This is a genomic window from Streptomyces albireticuli (assembly GCF_021228125.1).
Lineage (GTDB): Bacteria > Actinomycetota > Actinomycetes > Streptomycetales > Streptomycetaceae > Streptomyces > Streptomyces albireticuli.
This window is the reverse complement of record NZ_JAJQQS010000005.1, coordinates 192,970-217,818: the sequence shown is the minus strand read 5'-3', so window position 1 is coordinate 217,818 and position 24,849 is coordinate 192,970. Positions and strand designations below refer to the sequence as shown.

At 71.8% G+C, this 24,849-nt stretch carries 23 protein-coding genes; 13 read left to right on the top strand and 10 right to left on the bottom strand.

Going from position 1 to position 24,849, the window contains the following annotated elements:
• The first annotated feature begins 102 nt into the window (after positions 1–102).
• Positions 103–2,733 (top strand): transglycosylase domain-containing protein, encoded by a 2,631-nt coding sequence (locus LUZ64_RS11665; RefSeq protein ID WP_095580996.1) that lies wholly within the window; start codon positions 103–105, stop codon positions 2,731–2,733.
• Positions 2,734–2,867: 134 nt separating this feature from the next.
• Positions 2,868–4,364, top strand: a complete 1,497-nt coding sequence (locus tag LUZ64_RS11660; RefSeq protein WP_095580995.1) for a glycosyltransferase family 87 protein — start codon at positions 2,868–2,870, stop codon at positions 4,362–4,364.
• A 33-nt stretch (positions 4,365–4,397) separates the two neighbouring features.
• On the opposite strand, the gene LUZ64_RS11655 is transcribed toward LUZ64_RS11660, so the two are convergent.
• The 3 genes from LUZ64_RS11655 to LUZ64_RS11645 all read right to left on the bottom strand — a co-directional run bounded on the left by LUZ64_RS11655 (position 4,398) and on the right by LUZ64_RS11645 (position 7,087).
• The gene (locus LUZ64_RS11655; protein ID WP_095580994.1) at positions 4,398–5,429 is read right to left on the bottom strand and encodes an alanine racemase; all 1,032 of its coding nucleotides are present in this window, start codon (positions 5,427–5,429) and stop codon (positions 4,398–4,400) included.
• 108 nt (positions 5,430–5,537) lie between these two features.
• The gene (locus LUZ64_RS11650) at positions 5,538–6,656 is read right to left on the bottom strand and encodes a lipid II:glycine glycyltransferase FemX (protein WP_087927234.1); all 1,119 of its coding nucleotides are present in this window, start codon (positions 6,654–6,656) and stop codon (positions 5,538–5,540) included.
• A gap of 101 nt (positions 6,657–6,757) precedes the next feature.
• Complete coding sequence (locus tag LUZ64_RS11645; RefSeq protein ID WP_095580993.1) at positions 6,758–7,087, bottom strand: hypothetical protein; 330 nt, start codon at positions 7,085–7,087, stop codon at positions 6,758–6,760.
• A gap of 273 nt (positions 7,088–7,360) precedes the next feature.
• Here LUZ64_RS11645 and rpsF point away from each other — a divergent pair, with 273 nt between their 5' ends.
• The 4 genes from rpsF (at position 7,361) to rplI (ending at position 9,102) form a co-directional block, all read left to right on the top strand.
• Positions 7,361–7,651 (top strand): 30S ribosomal protein S6, encoded by a 291-nt coding sequence (rpsF, locus tag LUZ64_RS11640; protein WP_058045341.1) that lies wholly within the window; start codon positions 7,361–7,363, stop codon positions 7,649–7,651.
• Between the two features lie 82 nt (positions 7,652–7,733).
• On the top strand, positions 7,734–8,324 hold the full coding sequence (locus LUZ64_RS11635; protein ID WP_095580992.1) for a single-stranded DNA-binding protein: 591 nt from the start codon (positions 7,734–7,736) through the stop codon (positions 8,322–8,324).
• A gap of 76 nt (positions 8,325–8,400) precedes the next feature.
• Positions 8,401–8,637: a 30S ribosomal protein S18 gene (rpsR, locus tag LUZ64_RS11630; protein WP_004950692.1), complete on the top strand. Its 237-nt coding sequence runs from the start codon at positions 8,401–8,403 to the stop codon at positions 8,635–8,637.
• Between the two features lie 18 nt (positions 8,638–8,655).
• Positions 8,656–9,102 (top strand): 50S ribosomal protein L9, encoded by a 447-nt coding sequence (gene rplI, locus LUZ64_RS11625; protein WP_095580991.1) that lies wholly within the window; start codon positions 8,656–8,658, stop codon positions 9,100–9,102.
• A gap of 90 nt (positions 9,103–9,192) precedes the next feature.
• On the opposite strand, the gene LUZ64_RS11620 is transcribed toward rplI, so the two are convergent.
• Entirely contained in the window at positions 9,193–10,533 is a 1,341-nt protein-coding gene (locus tag LUZ64_RS11620; protein WP_095580990.1) for an MATE family efflux transporter, read from the bottom strand.
• A gap of 469 nt (positions 10,534–11,002) precedes the next feature.
• On the opposite strand from LUZ64_RS11620, the gene dnaB reads away from it, so the two are divergent.
• Positions 11,003–12,511 (top strand): replicative DNA helicase, encoded by a 1,509-nt coding sequence (gene dnaB, locus LUZ64_RS11615; RefSeq protein ID WP_095580989.1) that lies wholly within the window; start codon positions 11,003–11,005, stop codon positions 12,509–12,511.
• 81 nt (positions 12,512–12,592) lie between these two features.
• On the opposite strand, the gene def is transcribed toward dnaB, so the two are convergent.
• Positions 12,593–13,255, bottom strand: coding sequence for a peptide deformylase (gene def / locus LUZ64_RS11610; RefSeq protein WP_095580988.1), 663 nt, complete (start codon positions 13,253–13,255; stop codon positions 12,593–12,595).
• 151 nt (positions 13,256–13,406) lie between these two features.
• On the opposite strand from def, the gene LUZ64_RS11605 reads away from it, so the two are divergent.
• The gene (locus LUZ64_RS11605) at positions 13,407–14,063 is read left to right on the top strand and encodes an ArsR/SmtB family transcription factor (protein WP_372471959.1); all 657 of its coding nucleotides are present in this window, start codon (positions 13,407–13,409) and stop codon (positions 14,061–14,063) included.
• Positions 14,064–14,139: 76 nt separating this feature from the next.
• On the opposite strand, the gene LUZ64_RS11600 is transcribed toward LUZ64_RS11605, so the two are convergent.
• Together LUZ64_RS11600 and LUZ64_RS11595 are read right to left on the bottom strand one after the other, a co-directional pair.
• Positions 14,140–15,462 carry an outer membrane protein assembly factor BamB family protein gene (locus tag LUZ64_RS11600; RefSeq protein ID WP_170116725.1) on the bottom strand — a complete coding sequence of 441 codons (1,323 nt, stop codon included), beginning with the start codon at positions 15,460–15,462 and terminating at the stop codon, positions 14,140–14,142.
• 219 nt (positions 15,463–15,681) lie between these two features.
• Positions 15,682–16,476, bottom strand: coding sequence for an NAD(P)H-dependent oxidoreductase (locus tag LUZ64_RS11595; protein ID WP_095580986.1), 795 nt, complete (start codon positions 16,474–16,476; stop codon positions 15,682–15,684).
• Between the two features lie 98 nt (positions 16,477–16,574).
• Between LUZ64_RS11595 and LUZ64_RS11590 the strand changes: the two genes are divergently transcribed.
• A complete protein-coding gene (locus tag LUZ64_RS11590; protein ID WP_095580985.1) occupies positions 16,575–17,624 on the top strand; it encodes a helix-turn-helix domain-containing protein in 1,050 nt (349 codons plus the stop codon).
• 34 nt (positions 17,625–17,658) lie between these two features.
• On the opposite strand, the gene trxA is transcribed toward LUZ64_RS11590, so the two are convergent.
• Complete coding sequence (gene trxA / locus LUZ64_RS11585; RefSeq protein WP_095580984.1) at positions 17,659–18,063, bottom strand: thioredoxin; 405 nt, start codon at positions 18,061–18,063, stop codon at positions 17,659–17,661.
• Positions 18,060–18,521 carry a MerR family transcriptional regulator gene (locus tag LUZ64_RS11580; RefSeq protein ID WP_095580983.1) on the bottom strand — a complete coding sequence of 154 codons (462 nt, stop codon included), beginning with the start codon at positions 18,519–18,521 and terminating at the stop codon, positions 18,060–18,062. Before LUZ64_RS11580 ends, trxA begins: the two co-directional genes overlap by 4 nt.
• 75 nt (positions 18,522–18,596) lie before the next feature.
• Here LUZ64_RS11580 and LUZ64_RS11575 point away from each other — a divergent pair, with 75 nt between their 5' ends.
• From LUZ64_RS11575 to LUZ64_RS11565, 3 genes are all read left to right on the top strand, one after another.
• Positions 18,597–20,006: a serine hydrolase domain-containing protein gene (locus LUZ64_RS11575; protein WP_095580982.1), complete on the top strand. Its 1,410-nt coding sequence runs from the start codon at positions 18,597–18,599 to the stop codon at positions 20,004–20,006.
• 279 nt (positions 20,007–20,285) lie between these two features.
• Positions 20,286–21,413: a pyridoxal-phosphate-dependent aminotransferase family protein gene (locus LUZ64_RS11570; RefSeq protein ID WP_095580981.1), complete on the top strand. Its 1,128-nt coding sequence runs from the start codon at positions 20,286–20,288 to the stop codon at positions 21,411–21,413.
• Between the two features lie 339 nt (positions 21,414–21,752).
• Positions 21,753–22,454, top strand: coding sequence for a TetR/AcrR family transcriptional regulator (locus LUZ64_RS11565; RefSeq protein ID WP_232389903.1), 702 nt, complete (start codon positions 21,753–21,755; stop codon positions 22,452–22,454).
• Positions 22,455–22,876: 422 nt separating this feature from the next.
• Here LUZ64_RS11565 and LUZ64_RS11560 read toward each other — a convergent pair whose 3' ends face one another.
• Positions 22,877–23,338, bottom strand: coding sequence for a MarR family winged helix-turn-helix transcriptional regulator (locus LUZ64_RS11560; protein ID WP_095584955.1), 462 nt, complete (start codon positions 23,336–23,338; stop codon positions 22,877–22,879).
• A gap of 199 nt (positions 23,339–23,537) precedes the next feature.
• Between LUZ64_RS11560 and LUZ64_RS11555 the strand changes: the two genes are divergently transcribed.
• Entirely contained in the window at positions 23,538–24,848 is a 1,311-nt protein-coding gene (locus tag LUZ64_RS11555) for an MFS transporter (RefSeq protein WP_095584956.1), read from the top strand.
• Position 24,849: the final 1 nt, after the last annotated feature.

Below are 24,849 nucleotides of genomic sequence, written 5' to 3'. Positions count from 1 at the left end.
TGCGCCCGGTTGCTCAGGGGGGCAACCGGACAGCGCATCGGGGGGAACGCAAGCCACCTGCCGCTTCCAGGCGATAGCGCCTGCCCTAGGAGTAGTCGTTCGATGAGCGAGCACCGCCGCAAGCCGCCGCCGCAGCCTCAGGGCGGCGGCGGTCGAGCCGCGGCCAGGCGCGCGGCCCAGCAGCCGACGTCCGGCCGCCGTGCCGCACCGCCCAGCAGTTCCGCCACACCGCCGCCCGGCGGAGGCGACCAGTACGGAGGCCGGGCCGGAGCCCGCAGGGGCGCCCAGCGGAGCGCGCCCGGCGGGCGCAGACGCCCTGGTGACGCCGGGTCCGGAGGAGGAAGAGGGCGCCGGGACGGCGGGCGCCCCGGTAAGAAGCGCTTCATCGACTATCCGCGCGCGGGCAAGGACGGCGTGAAGCGCTGGCTGCCGTCGTGGAAGCTGGTGCTCGGCGCGTGCTTCACCTTCATAGGGCTGATCCTCGGCACGGTGGGCGTCGCCCTGGCCGTGGTCCAGGTGCCCAGCGAGCAGAAGGCCGCCGCGGTCCAGAAGAACGTCTATTACTGGTCCGACGGCAAGCAAATGGTCGTCGCCGGCGGTGGCGCCCTGAACCGTCAGATCGTGCCGATCGCCAAGATTCCCAAGTCGATGCAGTACGCGGTGATCTCGGCCGAGAACGCCAGCTTCTACGAGGACTGGGGCGTGGACCCGATGGGCATCGCGCGCGCCGTCGTGAAGATGGCGCAGGGCGGTGAGACGCAGAGCGGTTCGACCATCACCCAGCAGTTCGTGAAGAACACCTACCTGAGCCAGGAGCAGACGCTCAAGCGCAAGGCGACCGAGCTGCTCATCTCCATAAAGGTGGGGGCCACCAAGGACAAGGACGACATCCTCGCCGGCTACCTCAACACCGCCTACTACGGCCGCGGCGCCTACGGCATCCAGGCCGCGGCGCGGGCGTACTACGACAAGGACTGCACCCAGCTGACGGCCAGCGAGAGCGCCTACCTCGCGGCGACGCTGAACGGTCCCAACCTGTACGACCCCTACGGCGGTCAGGGCCCGGCGGCCACGCCGGAGAAGAACACCAAGCGCTCCATGGACCGCTGGAAGTGGACCCTGGACCGTGAGGTCGAGGTCGGCCACCTGAAGGCCGCGGAGCGCGACACCTGGGTCGCGAAGGGCTTCCCGCAGCCGCAGAAGCCCAAGCCCGCGACCAACCGCGCCGGCCAGATCGGCTATCTCACCGACCTCGCCGACAACTACATCGTCGCCCACTCCACCATCAGCAAGAACCAGCTGGACCGGGGCGGCTACCAGATCCACACCACCTTCGACCGCGACAAGGTCGAGGCCCTGTCGAAGGCCGTGGAGGACGTACGGAAGGCCAACATCAAGCCCGACGTGCGCGAGAAGGACAAGTTCGTGCAGTTCGGCGGCGCCTCCGTGGAGCCGAAGACGGGCAAGATCGTCGCCATCTACGGCGGTGAGAACGCCCTGGAGCACTACACCAACAACGCCGACTACACCGGTGTGCAGGTGGGCTCGACCTTCAAGCCGTTCGTGCTCGCCGCCGCCATGACGCACGGCAAGCGGGATCCGGGCCTCGGCGCGACGCAGAGCGACAGCCAGCGCACGCTGGTCTCCCCGGACAGCGTCTACAACGGCAACAACAAGCTGACGCTCCGCAATTACAACGGCTCGGTCTGGCACGACCCGAGCGGCAGCGAATGGCGCCAGGTCAACGATGGTGACGAGGACCGTGGCCTCGTCACGCTCCGGACCGCCATGCAGTTCTCGGTGAACACCCCCTTCATCCAGCTCGGCATGGACGTCGGCACCGACAAGGTCAAGGAGGCCGCGCTCGCGGCCGGCCTGGACAAGGACCAGCTCGCCGCGACGACCCCCACCTTCTCGCTCGGCACATCGGCGCCCAGCGCGATCCGGCTGGCCGGCGCGTACGCGACCTTCGCGGCCAGCGGCAAGCAGATGGACCCGTACTCCGTCGAGAAGGTCGAGAAGGACGGCAAGCCCGCCTACGTCCACGAGGCGTCGAGCAAGCTCGCCTTCTCGCCGCGGGTGGCCAACAACGTCACCGATGTGCTGAAGACCGTGGTGGAGGCCGGTACGGGCACCTCGGCGAAGCTCGGTGACCGCCCGGCCGCGGGCAAGACGGGTACGACCGACGGCAACCGCTCCGCCTGGTTCGCGGGCTACACCCCGCAGCTGTCGACCGCGGTCGGCATGTACCGGGTCGACCCCAACGCCAAGAAGCAGGAGTTCCTCTCCATGCGCGGCGTGGGCGGCCAGACGACCATCCACGGCGCGTCCTTCCCGGCCGAGATCTGGGCCGACTACATGGGCAAGGCGCTCAAGGGCCGGCCGATCGAGCAGTTCGAGCGGGCCGAACCCATCGGCGAGAAGGTCTTCGGCGACGGAGCCAGCCCCTCCCCCAGCGCGGTGCCGTCCACGGCCCCGTCGGCCTCGCCGTCGAAGTCCCCGTCCGCGTCGCCGTCCAAGCCGGCCTCGCCCAGCCCGAAGCCGAGCAAGGTCTGCCTGCCGTTCGACCGGCGATGCCACCAGGGCGACAACGGCGGTCCCGGTGAACCCGGTACGTCGGGCGATCCGGGCGGCGTCGGCGGTCCGGGCGGCGATCCGGGCACCTCGCCGTCGCCCGAGCAGAGCCGCGGCCGCCCCGGCGGCGGTGGACTGTTCGGCGGGATGCGCGACTGACCTGCTGAGACACCGGGCCCTGGCCACCGCCTGAGCCATCCGACCCGAGGGCCGTCCCGCGTTCGCGTGAGGCGGCCCTCGAAGTTATCCACAGGCTCCGACGGGCCCTGGGCGGGTACGGCAGGATGGTCGGCATGAGGAGCGCCCGGGACGACCAGCTTGTACGGCCCACCGTCGAGGACGAGGTGGCCGCCGCCGGCAGTGAGCTCATCGGCGGGCCCGTGGGCCGGCGCGCCCTGCCCGGCGCGGGCTGGTGGACACCGGTCCGGGTGATCGCGCTCGTCGCCCTGGGGATGTTCGCGCTCGGCATGGTGCAGAAGCTCCCCTGCTACGAGTACGGCTGGTTCTTCGGCGCCACCACGCAGTACACCCACGCCTGCTACTCCGACATCCCGCACCTCTACAGCGGGCGCGGCTTCGACGCGGGCCTGATCCCGTACTTCGACCGGATCCCGCAGGAGCTGTCCGGCGGGATGGAGTATCTGGAGTATCCGGTCCTCACCGGCCTGTTCATGGAGGTCGCGGCCCGGCTCACCCTCGGCGGCGGGACGCTCCAGCACCGCGAGCAGCTCAACTGGCTGGTCAACGCCGGGATGCTGATGGCCTGCGCGGCGGTCGTCGCCGTCTGCGCCGCCCGTACGCACCGGCGCCGCCCCTGGGACGGCCTGCTGGTCGCCCTGGCCCCGGCGCTCGCCCTGACGGCCACGGTCAACTGGGACCTTCTGGCGGTCGCCCTCACCGCCCTCGCGATGCTCATGTGGTCCCGCGAGCGGCCCGTCGTGGCGGGTGTCCTGATCGGGCTGGCGGCCGCGGCGAAGCTCTATCCGGTGCTCCTGCTGGGGCCGCTGTTCATCCTCTGCCTGCGGGCCGGACGCCTCAGGGCCTTCCGTGACGCCACCCTGGGCGCCGTCGCCGCCTGGCTGGTCGTGAACCTCCCCGTCATGATCACGCATAACGCGACGGGCTTCCACATCCGCGAGGGCTGGGCGAAGTTCTACACCTTCAGCCAGGAACGCCCGATCGACTTCGGCTCGGTCTGGCTCCTGATCTCGCAGCGCACCGGTAATCCGCTGGAGAACGCCAACACCTATGTGACGCTGCTGATGATCCTGGGCTGTCTGGCCATCGGCGCCCTGGGGCTCTACGCCCCGAGGCGCCCGCGCTTCGCCCAGCTGGCCTTCCTGGTGGTGGCGCTGTTCATCCTCACCAACAAGGTCTATTCACCGCAGTACGTGCTGTGGCTGATCCCGCTCGCCGTGCTGGCCCGGCCCAAGTGGCGCGACTTCCTCGTGTGGCAGGCGTGCGAGGTGATGTACTTCCTCGGCATCTGGTCCTACCTGGCCTACACCGGAAGCGGTGACAAACACCAGGGCCTGCCCGTGGAGGGCTATCAACTGGCCATCGCCCTGCATCTGCTGGGGACGCTGTATCTGTGCGCGGTCGTCGTCCGCGACATCCTCCTGCCGGAGCGCGACGTCATCCGGCGCGACGGCTCCGACGACCCCTCGGGCGGCGTCCTGGACGGGGCCCCGGACATAGTCGTCCTCGGTTCCGCGCGCCGGGCCCGGCACGCGGAACACTCCGCCGGCACAGGTGTCCGTCGGGGGACCGGGAGCAGCACGCTGTCGTAGCGGCTCTCCGGCCCCGTACCCGAAGGGGGTGGGTCAGTGGTCGAGCAGACGGTCGAACTGAGTGGTGGTGTTCCGCAGGTGGGCCACCAGCTCGTCGCCGACCTGGGGCGGGGCGACCTCGCCCGGCACGAAGAGGATCGAGACCTGCATGTGCGGCGGCTCCGCGAACCAGCGCTGCTTGCCCGCCCAGACGAAGGGCGAGAGGTTGCGGTTCATGGTCGCGAGGCCGGCGCGGGCGACGCCCTTGGCGCGCGGCATCATCCCGTGCAGCGCCTTCGGCGCCTCCAGGCCCACGCCGTGCGAGGTGCCGCCCGCCACGACCACGAGGTAGCCGTCGCCCGCGGCCTTCTGCTGCCGGTAGCCGAAGCGGTCGCCCTTGGCGACGCGGGTCACGTCCAGGACGGCCCCGCGGTACTGGGTGGCGTCGTGGTCGCCGAGCCACAGCCGGGTGCCGATCCGGGCCCGGAAGCGGGTCTGCGGGAACTGCTGCTGGAGCTGGGCCAGTTCGTCGGAGCGCAGGTGGCTGACGAACATCGTGTGCAGCGGCAGCCGGGCGTTGCGCAGCCGCTCCATCCAGTCGGTGACCTCCTGGACGGCGGTGGAGCCGTCCGTACGGTCCAGCGGCAGGTGGATCGCGAAGCCCTCCAGGCGCACGTCCTCGATGGCGGCGTGCAGCTTGGGGAGGTCCTCCTCGCTGATGCCGTGCCGCTTCATGCTGCTCATGACCTCGACCACGACCCGCGCGCCGACCAGGCCGCGCACGCCCTCGACCGAGGAGACCGAGCGGATGGCCCGGTCGGGCAGCGGCACCGGCTCCTCGCCCAGCCGGAACGGGGTGAGCACCAGCAGGTCGCCGCTGAAGAAGTCCTTGATCCGGGCCGCTTCGTAGGTGGTGCCGACGGCGAGGATGTCCGAGCCGAAGCGGGCGGCCTCGTCGGACAGCCGCTCATGGCCGAAGCCGTAGCCGTTGCCCTTGCAGACCGGGACGATCCCGGGGAACTGCTGGAGGATGCTCTGCTGGTGTGCCCGCCAACGCGCGGTGTCGACGTAGAGCGTGAGCGCCATGGCCGGTCCCGGAACCTTTCCCTGTGCCTGCTGGGTGACGTGTTCGTATGCCTCGCGGCATTGCTTCGTGGCCGTACGGGCCGGCGCGCGGCCGGCCGTGCGGAAGGGTCAGCGGCGCGACATGTACATGTCGAGGGCCTTGTGGAGGAGCTTGTTGAGCGGGAAGTCCCACTCGCCGAGGTACTCCGCCGCCTGCCCGCCCGTGCCGACCTTGAACTGGATCAGACCGAAGAGGTGGTCGCTCTCGTCGAGGGAGTCGCCGATGCCACGCAGGTCGTAGACGCTCGCGCCCAGCGCGTAGGCGTCGCGGAGCATCCGCCACTGCATCGCGTTCGACGGGCGGACCTCGCGCTTGTGGTTGGCCGAGGCGCCGTAGGAGTACCAGACGTGCCCGCCGACGATCAGCATCGTCGCGGCCGCCACGGCCTCGCCCTCGTGCACGGCGAAGTACAGCCGCATCCGGTTGGGGTCCTCGGTGTTGAGGGCCGTCCACATGCGCTGGAAGTAGCTCAGCGGGCGCGGGCGGAACTTGTCGCGCTCGGCGGTGATCTCGTAGAGGTGCTGCCAGGTGGGCAGGTCCTCGTAGCCGCCCTGGACGACCTCGACGCCGGCCTTCTCGGCCTTCTTGATGTTGCGGCGCCACAGCTGGTTGAAGCCCTTGTGGACGTCTTCCAGGGAGCGGTTCGACAGCGGCACCTGGAAGACGTAGCGCGGCTGGACGTCGCCGAAGCCGGCGCCCTCCTCCTCGCCCTGCTGCCAGCCCATCCGGCGCAGCTGGTCGGCGACCTCGAAGGCGCGCGGCTCGATGTGGGTGGCCTCGACGTCGCGCAGGCGCTTCACATCGGGGTCGGCGATGCCGGTCTTGATGGCGTTGGCGTCCCAGCGGCGGATCACGACGGGCGGGCCCATCTTCACCGAGAAGGCGCCCTGCTGCTTGAGGTGCGCCAGCATCGGACGCAGCCAGTCCTCGAGGTTCGGCGAGAACCAGTTGATGACCGGGCCCTCGGGCAGGTAGGCGAGGTAGCGCTTGATCTTGGGCAGCTGGCGGTAGAGCACCAGGCCCGCGCCGACGAGCTGACCGTTCTTGTCGAACCAGCCCAGGTTCTCCGAGCGCCACTCGCCCTTGACATCAGCCCATGCCGGAACCTGCATGTGACTCGCCGCGGGCAGGCTCTGGATGTATGCCAGATGCTGCTCTCGGCTGATGGTCCTCAGGGTCAGGCTCATGCGGGGCGCTCCTCGGCAGGTGTGTCCCCAGGGTCGGGGCTCCGGCTCTCGCGCCGAAGCCTACTGCGACCGGGGAGCCGCCCGTCCGGGCGTACGACCCGCTATCCGATCACACCGCCGAAGAGCCCCCCGTGCGCCATGCCCAGGAAGAAGCCCAGGGCGGCGGCCCCGAGGCCGATGATCAGCAGGAACCGCTCACCGGTCGTGGCGGAGATGAACTGTCCCCACGCCCCCGTGAGGATGCCCACGAGCCCGCTCCAGGAACTGAGCAGGTGCAGCCCCGTCCACAGGGACGAGACGGCGGCGAGCGCGCCCAGCACGACCGTCACGGCGACGAGGGTGTTCTCGACGGGATGGGGCTTGCCGTCGCTGTTGAGGACCGAGGCGAGGGTCGCGCGCAGTCCCCTGGGCTGCCGAACCGCCTGTGTCATGGAGCCACCTCCTGAAGGCAGGCGCAATGTAGCGCCGGTCACACCCGATGCGTACAGATTGCGGGGCCCGACGGTTCGATTTCAACCGGACGCCGGAGTGCGGGTACTCTGTACGGTCTGCACCGGTGTCTGCCCGGACCCAGCTTCGGTCCCGGGGGCAACCCAGGGACTTTCCGCTGATTGTCAGTGTCCGCCGATACCGTTGTTCACGCATCACGACCCTCCTGCCACGGAACGACCGTGGCCGCTGAGTCCAAAGGAGGTGGGTTCCACATGCGTCACTACGAGGTGATGGTCATCCTCGACCCCGATCTCGAGGAGCGCGCTGTCTCCCCGCTGATCGAGAACTTCCTCTCCGTCGTCCGTGAGGGCAACGGAAAGGTCGAGAAGGTCGACACCTGGGGCCGTCGTCGTCTGTCGTACGAGATCAAGAAGAAGCCCGAGGGCATCTACTCGGTCATCGACCTGCAGGCCACGCCTGCGGTCGTCAAGGAGCTCGACCGCCAGATGAACCTGAACGAGTCGGTCCTCCGGACCAAGGTCCTCCGTCCCGAGACCCACTGAACCCCAGCGGTTCAGAGGTAATCGGGCTGCATCGCAACTGAGTAGCAAGCAGCCAGCAGCACACCCGCCGAGAGGTTCATCCATGGCAGGCGAGACCGTCATCACGGTCGTCGGCAATCTCGTCGACGACCCCGAGCTGCGCTTCACCCCGTCCGGTGCGGCGGTCGCGAAGTTCCGCGTCGCGTCCACTCCCCGCACCTTCGACCGCCAGACCAACGAGTGGAAGGACGGCGAGAGCCTCTTCCTCACGTGCTCGGTGTGGCGTCAGGCGGCGGAGAACGTCGCCGAGTCGCTTCAGCGAGGCATGCGCGTCATCGTGCAGGGCCGTCTGAAGCAGCGGTCCTACGAGGACCGCGAGGGCGTCAAGCGCACGGTCTACGAGCTCGACGTCGAAGAGGTCGGCGCCAGCCTGAAGAACGCCACGGCGAAGGTCACCAAGACCGCGGGTCGCGGTGGCCAGGGTGGTGGCTTTGGTGGCGGCGGTGGCGGCCAGCAGGGCGGCGGCTGGGGCAACGGCCCCTCCGGCGGCCAGCAGGGCGGCGGCGGGGCTCCCGCCGACGACCCGTGGGCGACCAGCGCTCCGTCCGGCGGCCAGCAGGGCGGCGGCGGAGGTGGCTGGGGCGGCGGCTCCGGCAACTCCGGCGGCGGCTACTCGGACGAGCCGCCCTTCTAGGCCCGAAAGGGCCCGGGCCCCTCGGGGCCCGAGGGCGACAGCACCAAAAACTTCTTGATCACACAGGAGAGAGACAATGGCGAAGCCGCCTCCGCGCAAGCCTAAGAAGAAGGTCTGCGCGTTCTGCAAGGACAAGACCGCTTACGTGGACTACAAGGACACGAACATGCTGCGGAAGTTCATTTCCGACCGCGGCAAGATCCGTGCCCGTCGCGTGACCGGCAACTGCACCCAGCACCAGCGTGACGTCGCCACGGCCGTGAAGAACAGCCGTGAGATGGCGCTGCTGCCCTACACGTCCTCCGCGCGATAAGGGAAGGGTGACCGAAAAATGAAGATCATCCTCACCCACGAGGTCTCCGGCCTCGGCACCGCCGGTGACGTCGTCGACGTCAAGGACGGCTACGCCCGCAACTACCTGGTCCCGCGTGGTTTCGCGATCCGCTGGACCAAGGGTGGCGAGCAGGACGTGGCGCAGATCCGCCGCGGCCGCAAGATCCGCGAGATCGCCACGATCGAGCAGGCCAACGAGGTCAAGGGTCAGCTCGAGGGCGCCAAGGTGCGCCTGGCGACCCGTGCCGGCGACGCCGGCCGCCTGTTCGGCTCCGTGACCCCCGCCGACATCGCTGCCGCGATCGAGGCCTCGGGTGGTCCGAAGGTCGACAAGCGTCGTGTCGAGGTGGGCTCGCCCATCAAGACGCTGGGCTCGCACCAGATCTCCGTGCGTCTGCACGCCGATGTCGTTGCCAAGCTCGGCATCGAGGTCGTCGCTGCCTGATCGCCCTGCGATCGGTAGCGTGTGAAGGGCCGCACCCCTCGGGGTGCGGCCCTTCCGCCGTTCGGGGGCGGGCTCCGGGAGACCCGGCCCTCACGCCCGTACGGCCCCCGTGACTATCCAGCGGCCCGAGCGGCTCCGGAGCCACAGGGTGATCATGCGGACCGCCATCATCAGCGTCATCGCCCACCACAGAGCGGTCAGCCCGCCGCCGAGGACGGGCACGAGCAGCGCCGCGGGGGCGAAGGCGGCGAGCACCACCAGCATCGCCCAGGCCAGATAGGGGCCGTCCCCGGCGCCCATCAGGACGCCGTCCAGGACGAAGACCACGCCCGAGACGGGCTGGCTCAGCGCCACGACCAGGAGCGCGGGCAGCAGGGCGTCCCGTACCGCCGCGTCGGACGTGAACAGCGGGATGAACAGCGGGCGCGCGGCCACCACCAGCACCCCCAGGACCACGCCCGAGGCGATGCCCCACTGCACCATCCGGCGGCAGACGGCACGCGCCCCCTCCGGGTCGTCCGCGCCCAGGTAGCGGGCGATGATCGCCTGCCCGGCTATGGCGATGGCGTCCAGGGCGAAGGCGAGCAGGCTCCATAGGGTCAGCACGATCTGGTGCGCGGCGACGGAGGCGTCCCCGAGCCGGGCCGCGACCGCCGTGGCGATCATGAGGACGGCACGCAGGCAGAGCGTGCGGACCAGCAGTGGCACCCCCGCCTGGGCGCAGGCGCGGATGCCGGCGGCGTCGGGCCGGAGCGAGGCGCCGTGGCGCCGGGCGCCACGGACGACGACCGTGAGGTAGACGGCGGCCATGGCGCACTGCGCGGCGACCGTGCCCCAGGCGGAGCCGGCGATGCCCAGGCCGGCGCCGTAGACCAGGGCGACGTTGAGGACGGTGTTGAGGGTGAAGCCGCCCACGGCCACGTAGAGCGGCGTACGGGTGTCCTGGAGGCCGCGGAGGACGCCGGTGGCGGCGAGGACGACGAGCATGGCGGGTATGCCGAGGGCGCTGACGCGCAGATAGGTGACGGCGTGCGGCGTGGCCGTGGGGGAGGCGCCGAAGAGGCCGACGAGCGCGGGGGCGAGGGGCAGGACGACGGCGATGACGGCGGCGCCTATCAGGAGGGCCAGCCAGACACCGTCCATGCCCTGGCGTATCGCGGCCCGGAGATCGCCCGCGCCGACCCGGCGGGCGACGGCCGCGGTGGTGGCGTAGGCGAGGAAGACGAAGACGCCCACGGTGGTGGTGAGCAGTGCCGCGGCGACGCCGAGGCCTGCCAGCTGAGGGGTGCCGAGGTGGCCGACGACGGCGCTGTCGGCCATCACGAAGAGGGGCTCCGCGACGAGCGCCCCGAAGGCCGGCACGGCGAGCGAGACGATCTCGCGGTCGTGCCGGCGGGCGCTCTTCGGTCCGTGTGCGGTGGCCTGCGTCATGCTCCCAACCTAATCTTCCACAGGTAATCGGCGCAATGCATCTGCACCCCTTACATCGAGCGGGCGCGCGTCATCTTCCCCGCCCCGTTTGTCGCGATCTTCGGCCGATGGGGAAAGTTTTTCTCCTCAACAGCCGGTGGATGGCGAAACCGCAGGTCAGAGGTCCGGGTAGGGAGTGATTGTGTGTTTGTCCACAGCGGTTTCCCCCGCCCCGTGCACAGGATCCGTGGACTTCTCCACAGGATGGGGCCCGTCATCCACATGCCCTGTGGATAACCAGATTGGCTGAAGGTGCCCGCGGGCCTACCGTGGACCGGCGCCTGCCGCCTGTTCCGGCCTCAAGAACCTTACGAGATCGACACGAACTCGACCCGTCGGAACCGGAGTCGGGCGCCGTAATTGTCAGAGCCGTGCCGTAAGAAAGAACAGCACGGCGAGGTCCGCGTGGCGGACGGGAGGAGGTGGCGGGATGAGCATCCCCGAACCGCCCATGGACGACCCGTGGGCCGACGCGGGCCCGGGCGACCGGCTCCCCGTCTCCCGCCCCCGCCGAGGCGACGGGCAGTCCCGCGGCGAGCGGCACGACCGCGGTGGCGACGACGGCGGCTCCTGGTCCCAGGGCGGCGGCGGGGGCGACCGGTCCGCGCAGAGCGGCTTCGAGCGCGTACCCCCGCAGGACCTCGACGCCGAGCAGTCCGTCCTCGGCGGCATGCTGCTCTCCAAGGACGCCATCGCCGATGTCGTCGAGGTCCTCAAGGGCCACGACTTCTACCGCCCGGCCCACGAGACGATCTTCCAGGCCGTCCTCGACCTCTACGCCAAGGGCGAGCCGGCCGACCCCATCACGGTCGCGGCGGAGCTCACCAAGCGCGGTGAGATCACCAAGGTCGGCGGTGCGCCCTATCTGCACACCCTCGTCCAGACCGTCCCCACCGCGGCCAACGCCGAGTACTACGCCGAGATCGTCCACGAGCGCGCCGTGCTGCGCCGTCTGGTCGAGGCGGGCACCCGCATCACGCAGATGGGATACGCGGCCGACGGCGACGTCGACGACATCGTCAACAAGGCCCAGGCCGAGGTCTACGCCGTCACCGAGCAGCGCACCAGCGAGGACTACCTCCCGCTGGGCGACATCATGGAAGGCGCGCTCGACGAGATCGAGGCCATCGGCTCGCGCAGCGGCCAGATGTCCGGCGTCCCCACGGGCTTCACCGACCTCGACTCCCTGACGAACGGCCTTCACCCCGGCCAGATGATCGTCATCGCGGCACGCCCCGCCATGGGTAAGTCGACCCTCGCGCTGGACTTCGCCCGCGCCTGTTCGATCAAGCACAACATGCCGAGCGTGATCTTCTCGCTCGAAATGGGCCGCAACGAGATCGCGATGCGCCTGCTCTCCGCCGAGGCCCGGGTCGCCCTCCACCACATGCGCTCCGGCTCCATGACGGACGACGACTGGACCCGCCTCGCCCGCCGCATGCCGGACGTCTCGGCCGCCCCGCTCTACATCGACGACTCCCCCAACCTGTCGATGATGGAGATCCGCGCCAAGTGCCGTCGCCTCAAGCAGCGTGCCGACATCAAGCTCGTGATCATCGACTACCTCCAGCTGATGCAGGCCGGTGGCGCCAAGCGCGCCGAGAGCCGTCAGCAGGAGGTCTCGGACATGTCGCGAAACCTGAAGCTGCTGGCCAAGGAGCTGGAGCTGCCGGTCATCGCGCTCTCCCAGCTGAACCGTGGTCCCGAGCAGCGCACGGACAAGAAGCCGATGGTCTCCGACCTCCGAGAGTCCGGCTCCATCGAGCAGGACGCCGACATGGTCATCCTTCTCCACCGCGAGGACGCCTACGAGAAGGAGTCGCCCCGCGCGGGCGAGGCGGACATCATCGTCGGCAAGCACCGTAACGGCCCGACGGCCACGATCACGGTGGCCTTCCAGGGCCACTACTCGCGCTTCGTGGACATGGCGGGGGCCTGACCCGGCGGGCGTCGCGCCCCCGGCTCACGCCACACGCCACACGCCAAACACCCCGCGCCTCACGTCACACCGGCACCCGTCTCACCGGGACAGCCGGGCGGCCATGGCCTCTCGTCGGGCGAAGACGTCGTCACGGCGGTCCGCCATCTGCCGCAGCGCGTCCTTGCGGTCCCGCTTGGAGAGCCGGTCGAGGTACGTGTGGCCGAAGAGGTGGTCGGTCTCGTGCTGGAGGCACCGCGCGAAGTACCCCGTGCCTTCGATGACGACGGGATCGCCGTCCTTGTCGAGGCCACGGACGACGGCACGGTCGGTGCGGGGGACCGGCATACCGGCGCCGGGCACGGACAGGCAGCCCTCGAAGTCGTCGACGAGCCGGCGGCTCCCCGGACCGGGCAGTTCCAGGACAGGGTTGACGATATGGCCGACGTGCCGGATCCCCTGGTCGTCCGGGCAGTCGTAGACGAACAGCCGCAGGTCGACGCCCACCTGGTTGGCCGCCAGACCGGCGCCGTCGGCCACGTACATGGTCAGGAACATGTCGTCGATCAAGGCCGCCAGCTCCGGGGTGCCGAACTCGGTCACCTCCCGGCACGGGCGGCTCAGCACCTCCTCGCCCACCACGGTGATCCTGCGCACCGCACCCCGGTCCGCCTCCGGTGACCGGGCCGGATGGGCGTCGACGGGGCGGCCTTGCACAAGGACCCGCCGCTCGACGGGACGGGACCGCTCGTGACGGTCGGACATGGCTGTCTGCCCCTCTTCCATGGCTGTCTCCCCCTCCTCTCGCGCACGCCTCTTTTCGCGCACGCCGGAGCGCCGCGGATGCCGTCCGCGGCGGTTCTTCGGCAAAGCTGACCGCTTGCCAAGATCTTTGCAAAGTAGCAGACTTTGCAAAGTGACTGAAGAAGACCTCACCACGCCCGCCGACCGGATCCCCGCCGACCGGACCCTCGGAGTCGGCCGGACGGCCGGCTCCGGCGAAGCACTGCGCGAGCACGAGGTCCGCAGGGCCCTGCTGGACCTGCTCGCCGAAGTCGGCACCGTCACGGCGACGGAAGCGGCCGCCCGGCTGGGCCACAGCTCCGGGCTCTGCTCGTTCCACCTGCGGCAGCTCGCCCGCCACGGACACATCGAAGAGGCCCCCCACAGCGGGGGCCGCGCGCGTCCGTGGCGGCTGCGGCGGGAGGCCATCACCGACGGCGGGCCCGCGGAGGACGGGTTCGGCGACCTGGCACGGGGGCTGGAGGACGAGAGCTGGCAGCGCTGGCTGGCCCGGCGGGACGGGGCACCGGCCGAATGGCGCCACGACGAGGCCTTCAGCACCGTCGCCTATCTGACGCCCGAGGAGATGAGCCGGGTCGCGGACGCCGTCCGCCGGGCGCTCGCCCCCTACCAGGACCGCGAACAACGCCCCCTGGCCCGGCCCGAGGGCGCCCGGCCGGTGGCTCTCATCACCCGGCTGTTCCCCCTGCTTCCCCACGCGTCGGACGAGGCCGGTGAGGTGGGAGGGGCAGGTCAGGTGGGCGGGGCAGGTCAGGTGGGCGGGGCCTGAGAAGCCTCTTCATACGTGCGCGAATTCGTACGTGCGTGAAAAGGCCGCCCGCGACCGGAGAACGGCGGGGCGGGGCTCAGCCCGTGCTCCTTCCGGGGGCACCACCGCTCCGGTAGACGTCGAACGCCCGCGCCGTGGCGTCGTAGACGAGCCCGTAGCCGTCGTTGACCAGGGCGGGGGAGACCAGGCCGACGTCCGGGTCGAGATCCCGGCCCGTACGGGCGTCGAGCGTCATCGCCTGATCCGCCTGGGCGTAGACCACCCCGTGCCACGCCGCGGTGACCTCGGGCGCGATACGGCCCGCCGGCCTGTCCGGCAGACGCCACAGGACGCGCGCGTCGCGGACGTCCACGGCCCATACGGACGCGTCGCCGGAACCGTCTGATCCGGCGCAGACCGTGATGCTCCCGCCGTCGTAGCGGCACGCGTCCAGCGAGGTGTCCCCCGAGTCCAGACGGGTCGTGCCGCTCGTGGGGTCGAGCAGCAGGCTGCCGCCCGGCCCGACGCCGTCGGCCCAGGTGAGGCCGGGGCCGGGGTCGGCGGTCCGGGCCTCGCCGAGCCGGAGGTCCCGCTTCCACAACTGGGCGCCGTCGGTGGTGGACCTGCCCACGAAGTCGCCGTCGTCGCGGACGCCGACGGCCACCGACCGCTCCAGGTCCACGCCCTCGAAGTCGGTGTCCGTCCAGACGACCCGGCCGGTCGCCGTGTCGAGCAGGGCGGACAGGGGCGGGGTCTCCGAGTAACCCGGCGCGTCGGAGGCGACGAGTACGTGCCGGTCGTCGGCGCCGACGACACGGGCGACGGCGGTGGGGTCCGGGTCCTCGCCGTCACCGCCCGCCCCGCCCGCGGTCCCCAGGGCGATCTCGCGTGTCCACAGGGTGGCGCCGGTGCCCGCCTCCAGGGCGACGACGGTCAGGGCGCGCCGGTCGGCGTACGTCCCGCCGCCCTCTTCCGTGGTGGTGAAGGCGCCGATCACCTTGTCGCCCGTGAGGCGGGGCGCCTGTGCGACGTCGTCACCGCCCGGCACGGCCGAGTGCCAGGCGACCTCGCCGGAGTCCAGGTGGAAGGCGGTGACGCCGACGTCGTCGCGGTCGTAGGCGTAGGCGAGGCGCGTGCCCAGCGTCAGCACGCCGGAGGGGCCGTCCTCGGCGGTCAGGGCGGGCCAGGCGCCCTGGAAGGTGGTGGTGGGGGTCTCCGGGAAGGACCCGGGCGGCACCGCGGGTCCGGTCGCCGGGCCGCTGGCGTGGGGGCGCCCTCCCCTGTCGTACGGGTGCCCGCCGCCGCACGCGGTCACGGCGCACAGGGCGGCCGCGACGGCCGCGACGGCTGTGACGACGGCGGCGGTACGCGGCCGACGCCGTACGGAGGCGCGCCGGTCCGCGGGATCCATGGGGCTCATGGACACCAGAGGGTGGCAGAACAGGGGGCCGGGCGAGGGCGTCTCCGTGGATCCGGCGGGGGCGCCGGGACAAGATCCCATCTTGTTCGAAGTGGCGGCGGCCCGCGGGCCGCCGCCCCTTCTGCCGTCCGGTGCCCGTCCGGGTGTCCAGTCCGGGCGCCCGGCCGTCGAGCCGCCCCGCCGTCCGCCCTTGTCCCCCCGTCCGCCCTGTCAGTCCCGTCAGCCGCGTGGGCGGACGTGGAGGTCGAGACCCGCCGTCCCCTCGGCCTCGACCCCGGGCAGCAGCCGCATTCCGTGGTCGTAGTCGCCGCCGGTGAGCGTCCGGAAGGGAACCGGCTCGTCCGTGAAGAGCCCGTCCAGCCGCCGCGCGTACGCCCGCTTCGCCGCCTCGAACCGCTCCTCCGACAGGGAGTTGGAGTCGAACACCGCGAACGGTTCGAGCGGCGCCATGCCGGTGAACCAGAACAGGCCGTGCTGGAGCGGATGGAGGACGTCCGCCAGCCGCCCGTGGATGCCACGGTCGGAGAACGACGTCTCCCGGGCGCCGGCCGTCACCGACACCAGCGCCCGCCGTCCCGCCAGGGTGCTCTCGCTGTACGGCGGGGGCAGCGCCGGCCCGTAGCCGAATCCGGCGGTGAACACCCGGTCGATCCAGCCCTTGAGGATCGCGGGCGCGGAGAACCACCACATCGGGAACTGGAGGATCACCGCGTCGGACCAGCGCACCTTCTCCTGCTCCGCCGTGATGTCGGGCGCCAGCCGGTCGGCCAGTGTGGCCCGTTCGGATTCGTCCATCACGTGCAGCGGCCGGTCGGCGGTGTGGTCGGGGAAGTCGCCGGTGTCCACCGTCGCCTTCCACTTCATCGCGTAGAGGTCGGACACCCGCACCTCGTGACCCGCCGCGCGCAGGTGGTCCACCGCGAAGGCGGTCAGGGCGGCGTTGAACGAACGGGGTTCCGGATGGGCGCTGACGACGAGGATCTTCTTGGGCCGCCGCGGCGTGGTTTCGGTCATGACGCCACGTTCCCCCGGGCGCGACCGGGCAGCCAGCACCCTGTCCGACCAGCGGAACCGCGGTCCTGGTACTGGGAGGGCCACGCATACTTGAGCGCATGGACGTGGTCGAGAACCGTATTGGGACCGGCTCCGCGACCGGCGCCGCGCAGGGCTCCGGAAGCGGTGGCGCGACCGGGCCCGAGCCCGTCGAGCCCGTCGAGGGGGTAGGTGACCCCCGCAGGGCGCTCGGCGGCTTCCTGCGCGCCCGCCGCGCACGCGTCGCGCCGGAGCACGTCGGGCTCACCGGCGGCGGTCGCCGACGGGTGCGCGGGCTGCGCCGCGAGGAGCTGGCCCAGCTCGCCGGGATCAGCGTGGACTACTACGTACGCCTCGAACAGGGCCGGGCTACCCAGCCGTCCCCCGAGGTGCTCGACGCGCTCGCCAGGGCGCTCGGTCTCGACGCGGCGGAGCGCGGGCACCTCGCCACTCTGGCCACGCCCCGTCGCGGCCCCGCGCCCACGGCCCGGGTGAGCCGTCCGCTGCTCCGGGTCCTGGACGCCTTGGACCCGCTCCCCGCCTTCGCGACGGACCACAGGCTCGACGTGGTCGCCTGGAACGACCTGGGCGCCGAGCTGATCGGCGGCGTGGCGGACCCGGACCGCCGCGACCGCAACCAGGCCCGCTACCTCTTCCTCGACCCCGGCTCCCGGGTCGTCCACCCCGACTGGCGGGAGCGGGCCACGGAGGCCGTGGGCCAGCTTCGGGTCTCGGCGGGGCGCTACCCCGACGACGCGGAACTGGCGGGGCTCATCACGGACCTGTCCACGCGGAGCGACGAGTTCCGGCGGATCTGGGCCAGTGGCGAGGTGCTGATGTGCGGGGCGGGACGCAAGAGGCTGCGGCACCCGGTGGCGGGGCTGCTGACCCTGGACTTCGAGGCGCTGAACGTACCGGCCGCTCCGGGAGAACTCGGCTTGGTGGTGCATGTGTTCAGCGCCGAGGAGGGCGGCGAGGGAGCCGCGGGCCTGGCCCGGCTGGCCGAGGTCGTGCGGGACATGGACGTGCGGGACACGGCAATGCGGGACACGGCAATGCGGGACACGGCAATGCGGGACACGGCCGGGTGGGACATGGAGGAGAGGCCCGGTCTGCCCGTTCCCTCCTGACCGGACCGTGCGGTGGGTGAGCTCCCCGGGAGGCTCAGCGAGGCTCCAGCCAGGGCAGTTCGGTGGCCAGGTGCTGGAGGAGGCGGCGCTTGGGGTGGGCGCCGACGAGGCTCTTCACCGGTTCGCCGGCGCGGAAGAGCAGGAGCGTCGGCATGGACAGGACGCCGTAGGCCGCCTGGGTGCGGGGGTTGGTGTCCACGTCGAGCTGGACGATCCTGAGGCGCCCGGTCTGTTCCCGCGCGATCTCCGCGAGTACGGGCGCGATCATGCGGCACGGAGGGCACCAGGCCGCGGTGAAGTCGACGAGGACCGGCAGAGCGGAGTCGAGTACCTCCGCGGCGAAGGTGGCGTCCGTGACGGAAGGGACCAATGCTGCGTGCGAGTCCGATGTGGCAGATATGGCAGGTGTAGCAGATGAGGCAGCGGTGACGGTGGTCATGGTGTGCTCGTCTCCTGGTCGGTGTCCGGTGGGCTGAAGACGTGTCCGGCGTCCGGTGGGCTGAAAGCGCAGCGCGGGGGCGGGCCGCCCGGAAGGTCCGCCGCGAGCTCCAGTTCGGCGCGGGTCAGCTGGAGGCCGACCTCGTCCCGTACGTGCCGGAGGCGCTCGATCACCTCGTCGAGCTCCGCCAGCTTGCGGCGGTAGACCTCCAGGGAGGCCGGGCACGCGTCCCCGGCCGGGTGGCCCGCCCGGAGGCAGTCCACGAACGGACGGGTCTCCTCCAGGCTGAAGCCGAAGTCCTGGAGGGTCCGGATCTGCTGGAGGAGCCGCAGATCGGCCTCGTCGTACGTGCGGTAGCCGTTGCCGGCCCGGCGCGCGGGCAGGAGCCCGAGCGATTCGTAGTGCCGCAGGGTGCGGGTGGTGGTGCCCGCCTGTTCGGCCAGTTCCCCGATGCGCATGGCAACGACCGTAGACGTTGACGTCGACGTCAACGCCAGCGCCGCCGCCGGGCGGGCGTTGGCTAGGGTGCGGGAATGATCACGCATCGCGGACACCACGAAGAGCGCCCGGAGGAGAAGCAGTTCACGGAGCTGCTGCCCGAGACCCGGCGCGCTCTGCTGCACCGGCTCGCCCTCGGCCAGCGGGAGGGCCGGACGCCCTCCATGACGGGGGCCGTGATGCGGGACGGGCGTGTGGTGTGGTCCGGCGGCCGGGGCACGACGGGCGGGGAGGCGGTCGACGCGGACACGCAGTACCGCGTCGGCTCGATCACCAAGACCTTCGTCGCCGTCCTGATCATGCGGTTGCGCGACGAGGGGCTGCTCGACCTAGACGCCCCGCTGCGCACCTATCTCGACGACGTCCCCGAGGGCGGTGACGCGACCGTCGCCCAGCTCCTCTCGCACACCGCCGGCCTGGCGGCGGAGGCGCGCGGGCCCTGGTGGGAGCGCACGGACGGCGAACTGCGCCCGGAGCTCGCCGATCTGTTCGGGGAGCGTTCCCAGCTGCACCGCGCCGGGCGCAGGCACCACTACTCCAACCCCGGTTACGCGCTCCTGGGCGCCGTCGTGGAGCGCCTGCGCGGCGAACCCTGGGGCGAGGCGCTGCGCCGTGAGGTGCTGCTTCCGCTCGGTATGCACCGCACCTCGACGGCGCCAGAGGCGCCCTACGCGGAGGGCTGGGCCGTCCACCCCTGGGCGGACGCCCTTCTTCCGGAGCCGGCGGTGGACACCGGCCGGATGGCCCCGGCCGGTCAGCTGTGGTCCACGGCCGGTGACCTCTGCCGCTTCGCGGCGTTCCTGCTCGACGGGGACGAGCGCGTGCTCGGCGCGGCGTCCGTCGCCGAGATGCGCGTACCGGAATCCGGCCCCGAGGACCCGGGCTGGACCTCCGGCTACGGGCTCGGCCTCCAGGTCGCGCGCCGGAACGGCCGGACGCTCGTCGGGCACACCGGGTCGATGCCGGGCTTCGTGGCGACGCTCTGGGTGAGCCCGGAGGAGGGTCTGGCCGCCGTCGTCCTGGCCAACCGGACGTCCTGCTTCGAGGTGGCGCCCACCGCCACCGACCTGCTGAACACCGTCGCCGAGCGCGAGCCCCGCTTCCCCGCGCCCTGGCAGCCCCTGGCGGAGGTCGATCCCGCGCTGCTGGCCCTGACCGGGCCCTGGTACTGGGGTGCGACCGGGTTCGCCCTGCGCCTCGGCACCGGGCGCGCGCTCGAACTGTCGCCCTTGGCGGGCGGCGGCCGGGCCTCGCGCTTCCGCCCGGAGGAGGACGGCACCTGGACCGGCCTCGACGGCTACTACGCGGGGGAGACCCTGAAGGTCGTCCGCACGGACGAGGGCGCCGTGAGCCATCTGGACCTGGGCACCTTCGTCTTCACACGGGAGCCGTACGAGCAGGGGAGCGCGGTGCCGGGCGGGGTGGACGAGGCCGGGTGGCGCTGAGGTGACGCGAGGGACGGGCGAAGAGGGGCGGCGCTGAGGTGATGCGAGGGGGAGGCGAAGAGGTGTGGCGCTGAGGTGACGTGAGGGGGCTGCCCCGGCGCGCCGCTGTTCCCGCCGCGGCCCCGCAGGCGGCGACCGGCCCGCAGGCGGCGAACGGCCCGCAGCGAGCGGTCGGCCGCCGAGGGCCGCCCCTCGGCCGGGGCCACCCGTCGGACGTAGGGTCGGGGAGAGATTGGCGGGCGCCGGCGGAACGGCGCGATCCCACCCTGGAAGGCCACCGTGACTGCGAACACCGCACCGGTCCTGCTCGACCTCGCGCCGCTCGGTGCCGCGCACTTCGCGCGCATCGAGGACAAGGTCGCCGCGCTGATGCGCACACGCGAGAGCGTCGTCGCCATGCAGGGCGAGGCCCTGCTGCCCCTGGAAGCGTGCATCCGCTCCGCAGTCCGTCCCGGCAGCACCGCGCTCAACATCATCACCGGCCCTTACGGTGAGACCTTCGGCGGCTGGCTGCGCTCCTGCGGCGCCGAGGTGATCACGGTGACGGCGCCCTTCAGCGGCGCCGTCAGCCCCGAGCAGGTCGCCGAGGCGCTGCGCGCGCACCCGGAGATCGACTTCGTGAGCCTGGTGCACGCCGAGGCGGCCACCGGCAACACCAACCCCGTCGCCGAGATCGGTGCCGTCGTCCGCGCGCACGGCGCGCTGCTGATGCTGGACGCGGTCGCGTCCGTCGGCGCGGAACCGCTGCTCACCGACGAGTGGGGCGTCGACCTGTGCGTCATCGGCGGGCAGAAGGCGATGGCGGGCCCGGCGGGCGTCTCCGCGGTCTCGGTCAGCGCCCGCGCCTGGGAGCGCATCGCCGCCAATGAGCGGGCGCCGCGCCGCTCGTACCTCTCCCTCCTGGACTGGAAGGAGCGCTGGATCGACGGCGGCCGCGCCGTCCTGCCGCACGCCCCCGCGCAGCTGGAGATGCTCGCCCTGGAGCAGGCGGCCGACAGGATCGAGGCCACCGGCCTCGATGCCGTCATCGCACGTCATCGCGGTGCCGCCGCGGCCACGCGCGCGGGCGTACGGGCCCTGGGCACCCTCACCCCCTACGTCGTGCGCGACGAGGACGCCGCCCCCGCCGCGACGACCCTGCGCGCCCCCGGCGGGGTCGACGCGCGTGACGTCGTCGCGGCGGCCCTCGCGGCCGACGCCACGGTGCCCGTACAGGCCGCGGGCGGTGCGCTGGCCGAGGAGATGATCCGCGTCAACCACTACGGTCTGGCCGCCGACCTCGACACGGTCCTGGCCTCGCTGAAGGCGCTCGCGGCGGGGCTGCGCGCGCTGGGCGCGCAGGTGGCGGACGACGAGACGTACCTGAAGGCCGCGGGGGCGGCGTGGGAGGCCGCGCTCGTGGGCTGATCCGTCACTCGGACGCCCTCCGGGCCGCCGTCGGTGCTTCGCGCACCGGCGGCGGCCTTTTCGTTTCTTCAGTGTGTTGCTCCAGCTTTCCGCTGATCCAGGCGTTTTATATGCATATGTCGCCTGCGGTGCCTCGCTCAACCGCCCGGATAGAATCGGAACGCCTGGCCCGTTTCGTTCCCGCGCCTTCGGAGGCCCCCGCGCATGCCGTCACGTAAGAAAACGGCGCTTCGCCGGCCCGCCTCCGCGTCCGCCGGGTCCTCCGTGACGACGGCGGGAACCGCCTCCTCCTCGCCCTCGGTGTCCTTGCGCTCGGACGCGCGGCGCAACAGGGCGCTCGTGCTCGAAGCGGCCCGATCCGCTTTCGAGGAACGGGGGTTGGCGGTTCCGCTCGGGGAGATCGCACGCCGTGCCGGGGTCGGTCCCGGTACGGTCTATCGCCATTTCCCTTCCAAGGAAGCCCTGTTCAGGGCGACTGTGGTGGACCGGATCCGGCTTTTCACCGATACGGCGAGGGAGTTGGCGGACGCGGAGGACCCCGGTGGGGTCTTCTTCCGCTATCTGGCGGCGGTGGTACGGCTGTCCGCCCGGAACAAGGCGCTCCAGGACGCTCTTGAGGCGAGCGTCGAGGGCCGATTCCGTCCGTCGGCGGACGTCGAACAGGACTTCCGAGCCGCCCTGCACACGCTTCTGACGCGGGCTCAGGAAAGTGGCGACGTCCGTAAGGACGTGGACACGGAGGACGTGGTGACGCTGCTCTTCGGCTGCCTGGCGATGGAACGCCACCGGGGCGCGGGGGCGCCGGCGGGGCGGATGACGGCGCTGATGTGCGACAGCCTGCGGGCGGGGCGGCGGCGAAACGTAACGAAACTTCCCGGTGGGAAGAGGGTTACGCGTAACGAAACGGGGTGTGCGGTGTGTGGGGAGGCGGTGGGGGTGGCGCGGACGGGGAGGCCGGCGCGGTATTGCGGCGGGGCGTGCCGGCAGAAGGCGCATCGGGAGCGGGTTCGGGGGCGGCGGGTGCCGCTGCGCGGGGCCTAGTCCCCTACCCGCCCCTTCCCGCAACCGGGGGCAAGCCCCCGGGCCCCCTTTCCGCGCTGACGCGCGGTGTCCTCAAGCTCCCCCAGCTACCGCTGGGAGGTGCCCCCGGACGGGCTGAATTCCGCCCGGTTCCGGGCGACCACTCAGCCCGTCCGGCGCTTGAGGACCGGGGTCCGGGGCGGAGCCCCGCCACGCGGCGGAGCCGCACATCGGATGCTTCGGGAAGGGGCGGGGCTGGGGAAAACCGCCGGAGGCACCCCCGGCCCCCGGTTCCCCGTCGGCCTCCGCCCCGCGGGCCCGACGGACACCGAGGCCGGAGCGGACGCCCGCGCGCCGAGCGCGATGCCGCCCCGCGAAGAGGGCGCCACGAGGCCGGCGCGGGCCCTGTCGCGGAGAGCCGCGCCGAGCTCAAAGAAACCCGCTCACCCCACCGGCGCCAACGACTCCACCGCCGCCACCAACGGCGCCAGCTCCGCCCGCTTCGCCGCCTCCCCCAGCGCCTCCCGCAGCGCCCTGTCGTTCGTCGGCCGGGCCTCCTCCAGGAGCGCCAGCCCCGCCTCCGTCACATCCGTGTAGATGCCGCGGCGGTCCGTGAGGCACAGGTAGCGGGTCAGCAGGCCGCGGTCCTCCAGGCGGTTGACCAGGCGTGTCGTCGCGCTCTGGCTGAGGACGACCGAATCGGCGACCTCGTTCATGCGCAGGTGGCCGCCCTCGCCGCTGTGCTGCCGGCTGAGCACGTCCAGCACGGAGAACTCGCGCACGCTCAGACCGTGCCCCGCCTGGAGGGCGCGCTCGATATGGGCCTCGATCCGGCCGTGCAGCGCCGACAGCGCGCACCAGCCCTGCGCCAGGCCGAGCAGTGCGGGGTCCGGGTTCCGGGACATGAGCGGCTCCTTCGGATGCGGAGTCCTTCGGATATGGGGACGTACGGACAGGATAGCCCTCTCGCGCAATAGCCCGCGCTTGCAAGTAACCCGCGCCTGCAATTATTGTGGACGCCCGTAGGGCCCGCCTGCAAGAAACATGGGTGAAGCGGCACAACCCGTCCCCAAGCCCCTCCCGACCCGCTCGAAGGATCCCGTCATGCCCCTCGCACTGCTGGCGCTCGCCATCGGCGCCTTCGGAATCGGAACCACCGAATTCGTGACGTCCGGACTGCTGCCCGAGGTGGCGGACGAGTTCGGCGTCTCCATCCCCACCGCCGGCCTGCTGACCACCGGATACGCCCTCGGCGTCGTCGTCGGCGCGCCGATCCTGGCGATCGTCGGCAGCCGCGTCCCGCGCAAGCGCATGCTGATGGCCCTGATGGGCCTCTTCGTCGCGGGCAACGCGCTCTCCGCCCTGGCCCCCGCCTTCGGCGTGATGCTCGCCGGGCGGATCGTCGCCTCGCTCGCCCATGGCGCGTTCTTCGGCATCGGCGCGATCGTCGCGGCCGGACTCGTCGCCCCGCAGAAGAAGGCGGGCGCCATCGCGATGATGTTCACCGGCCTCACCGTGGCCAATGTGGTGGGTGTGCCGATGGGCACCCTGGTCGGCCAGAACCTCGGCTGGCGCGTCACCTTCTTCATCATCGCCGGGCTCGGCGTCCTCGCGATCCTCGGCATCGCCGCGCTCGTCCCCGAGCAGCCGCGCCCCGAGCGGACCCGGATCAGCGGTGAGCTGGCCACTCTGCGCAACCCGCAGGTGATCCTCGCCATGGCGATGACCGTCCTCGGCTTCGGCGGCGTCTTCACCATGAGCACCTACATCACGCCGATGATGACCGAGGTCACGGGCTACGCCCCGGGCTCCGTCACCTGGCTGCTCGTCCTCTTCGGCGCGGGCATGGTCGTCGGCAACCTCGTCGGCGGCCGGTACGCGGACCGCGCGCTCATGCCCCTGCTCTACGTCTCGCTGAGCGCGCTCGCCCTGGTGCTCGCCCTGCTGCCGCTCGCCGCCCACAACAAGGTCACGGCGGCCGTGGCCATCCCCCTGATCGGAGCGTTCGGCTTCGCTTCCGTGCCGCCGCTGCAGAAGCGCGTTCTGGACCAGACCGCCGACGCCCCCACACTCGCCTCCGCCGTGAACATCGGCGCCTTCAACCTCGGCAACGCCATCGCGGCCTGGCTCGGCGGCGTGGTCATCTCGGCCGGGTTCGGCTACACGGCGCCCAACTGGGTCGGCGCGCTGATGGCCGCCGCCGCGCTTCTGCTGGCCGTGCTGTCCGCGTCGCTGGAGCGGCGGGCGCCCCGGGGCGGCCGGGCCGTCACGGGGTCGGCCGAGGCCGGAGTCACGCCCGGAGTCACGCCCGGAGCCACGACCGAAGGCGCGGCCGAAGGCGTGACGACCGCGGCCACGCCCGTAGGCGCGGCCGGAGCCGCCACCGCACCCACGGCGGTGCCCGCGGGCCGCTGAG

Coding starts and splice junctions, on each gene's coding strand:
- LUZ64_RS11560 (WP_095584955.1), bottom strand. CDS start 23,338: ATGTCCCGGAACCCGGACCCCGCACTGCTCGGCCTGGCGCAGGGCTGG.
- def (WP_095580988.1), bottom strand. CDS start 13,255: ATGTCCGACCGTCACGAGCGGTCCCGTCCCGTCGAGCGGCGGGTCCTT.
- rpsF (WP_058045341.1), top strand. CDS start 7,361: ATGCGTCACTACGAGGTGATGGTCATCCTCGACCCCGATCTCGAGGAG.
- rpsR (WP_004950692.1), top strand. CDS start 8,401: ATGGCGAAGCCGCCTCCGCGCAAGCCTAAGAAGAAGGTCTGCGCGTTC.
- LUZ64_RS11635 (WP_095580992.1), top strand. CDS start 7,734: ATGGCAGGCGAGACCGTCATCACGGTCGTCGGCAATCTCGTCGACGAC.
- dnaB (WP_095580989.1), top strand. CDS start 11,003: ATGAGCATCCCCGAACCGCCCATGGACGACCCGTGGGCCGACGCGGGC.
- LUZ64_RS11595 (WP_095580986.1), bottom strand. CDS start 16,476: ATGACCGAAACCACGCCGCGGCGGCCCAAGAAGATCCTCGTCGTCAGC.
- LUZ64_RS11665 (WP_095580996.1), top strand. CDS start 103: ATGAGCGAGCACCGCCGCAAGCCGCCGCCGCAGCCTCAGGGCGGCGGC.
- LUZ64_RS11575 (WP_095580982.1), top strand. CDS start 18,597: ATGATCACGCATCGCGGACACCACGAAGAGCGCCCGGAGGAGAAGCAG.
- rplI (WP_095580991.1), top strand. CDS start 8,656: ATGAAGATCATCCTCACCCACGAGGTCTCCGGCCTCGGCACCGCCGGT.
- LUZ64_RS11620 (WP_095580990.1), bottom strand. CDS start 10,533: ATGACGCAGGCCACCGCACACGGACCGAAGAGCGCCCGCCGGCACGAC.
- LUZ64_RS11600 (WP_170116725.1), bottom strand. CDS start 15,462: ATGAGCCCCATGGATCCCGCGGACCGGCGCGCCTCCGTACGGCGTCGG.
- LUZ64_RS11655 (WP_095580994.1), bottom strand. CDS start 5,429: ATGGCGCTCACGCTCTACGTCGACACCGCGCGTTGGCGGGCACACCAG.
- LUZ64_RS11555 (WP_095584956.1), top strand. CDS start 23,538: ATGCCCCTCGCACTGCTGGCGCTCGCCATCGGCGCCTTCGGAATCGGA.
- LUZ64_RS11590 (WP_095580985.1), top strand. CDS start 16,575: ATGGACGTGGTCGAGAACCGTATTGGGACCGGCTCCGCGACCGGCGCC.
- LUZ64_RS11660 (WP_095580995.1), top strand. CDS start 2,868: ATGAGGAGCGCCCGGGACGACCAGCTTGTACGGCCCACCGTCGAGGAC.
- LUZ64_RS11650 (WP_087927234.1), bottom strand. CDS start 6,656: ATGAGCCTGACCCTGAGGACCATCAGCCGAGAGCAGCATCTGGCATAC.
- trxA (WP_095580984.1), bottom strand. CDS start 18,063: ATGACCACCGTCACCGCTGCCTCATCTGCTACACCTGCCATATCTGCC.
- LUZ64_RS11645 (WP_095580993.1), bottom strand. CDS start 7,087: ATGACACAGGCGGTTCGGCAGCCCAGGGGACTGCGCGCGACCCTCGCC.
- LUZ64_RS11580 (WP_095580983.1), bottom strand. CDS start 18,521: ATGCGCATCGGGGAACTGGCCGAACAGGCGGGCACCACCACCCGCACC.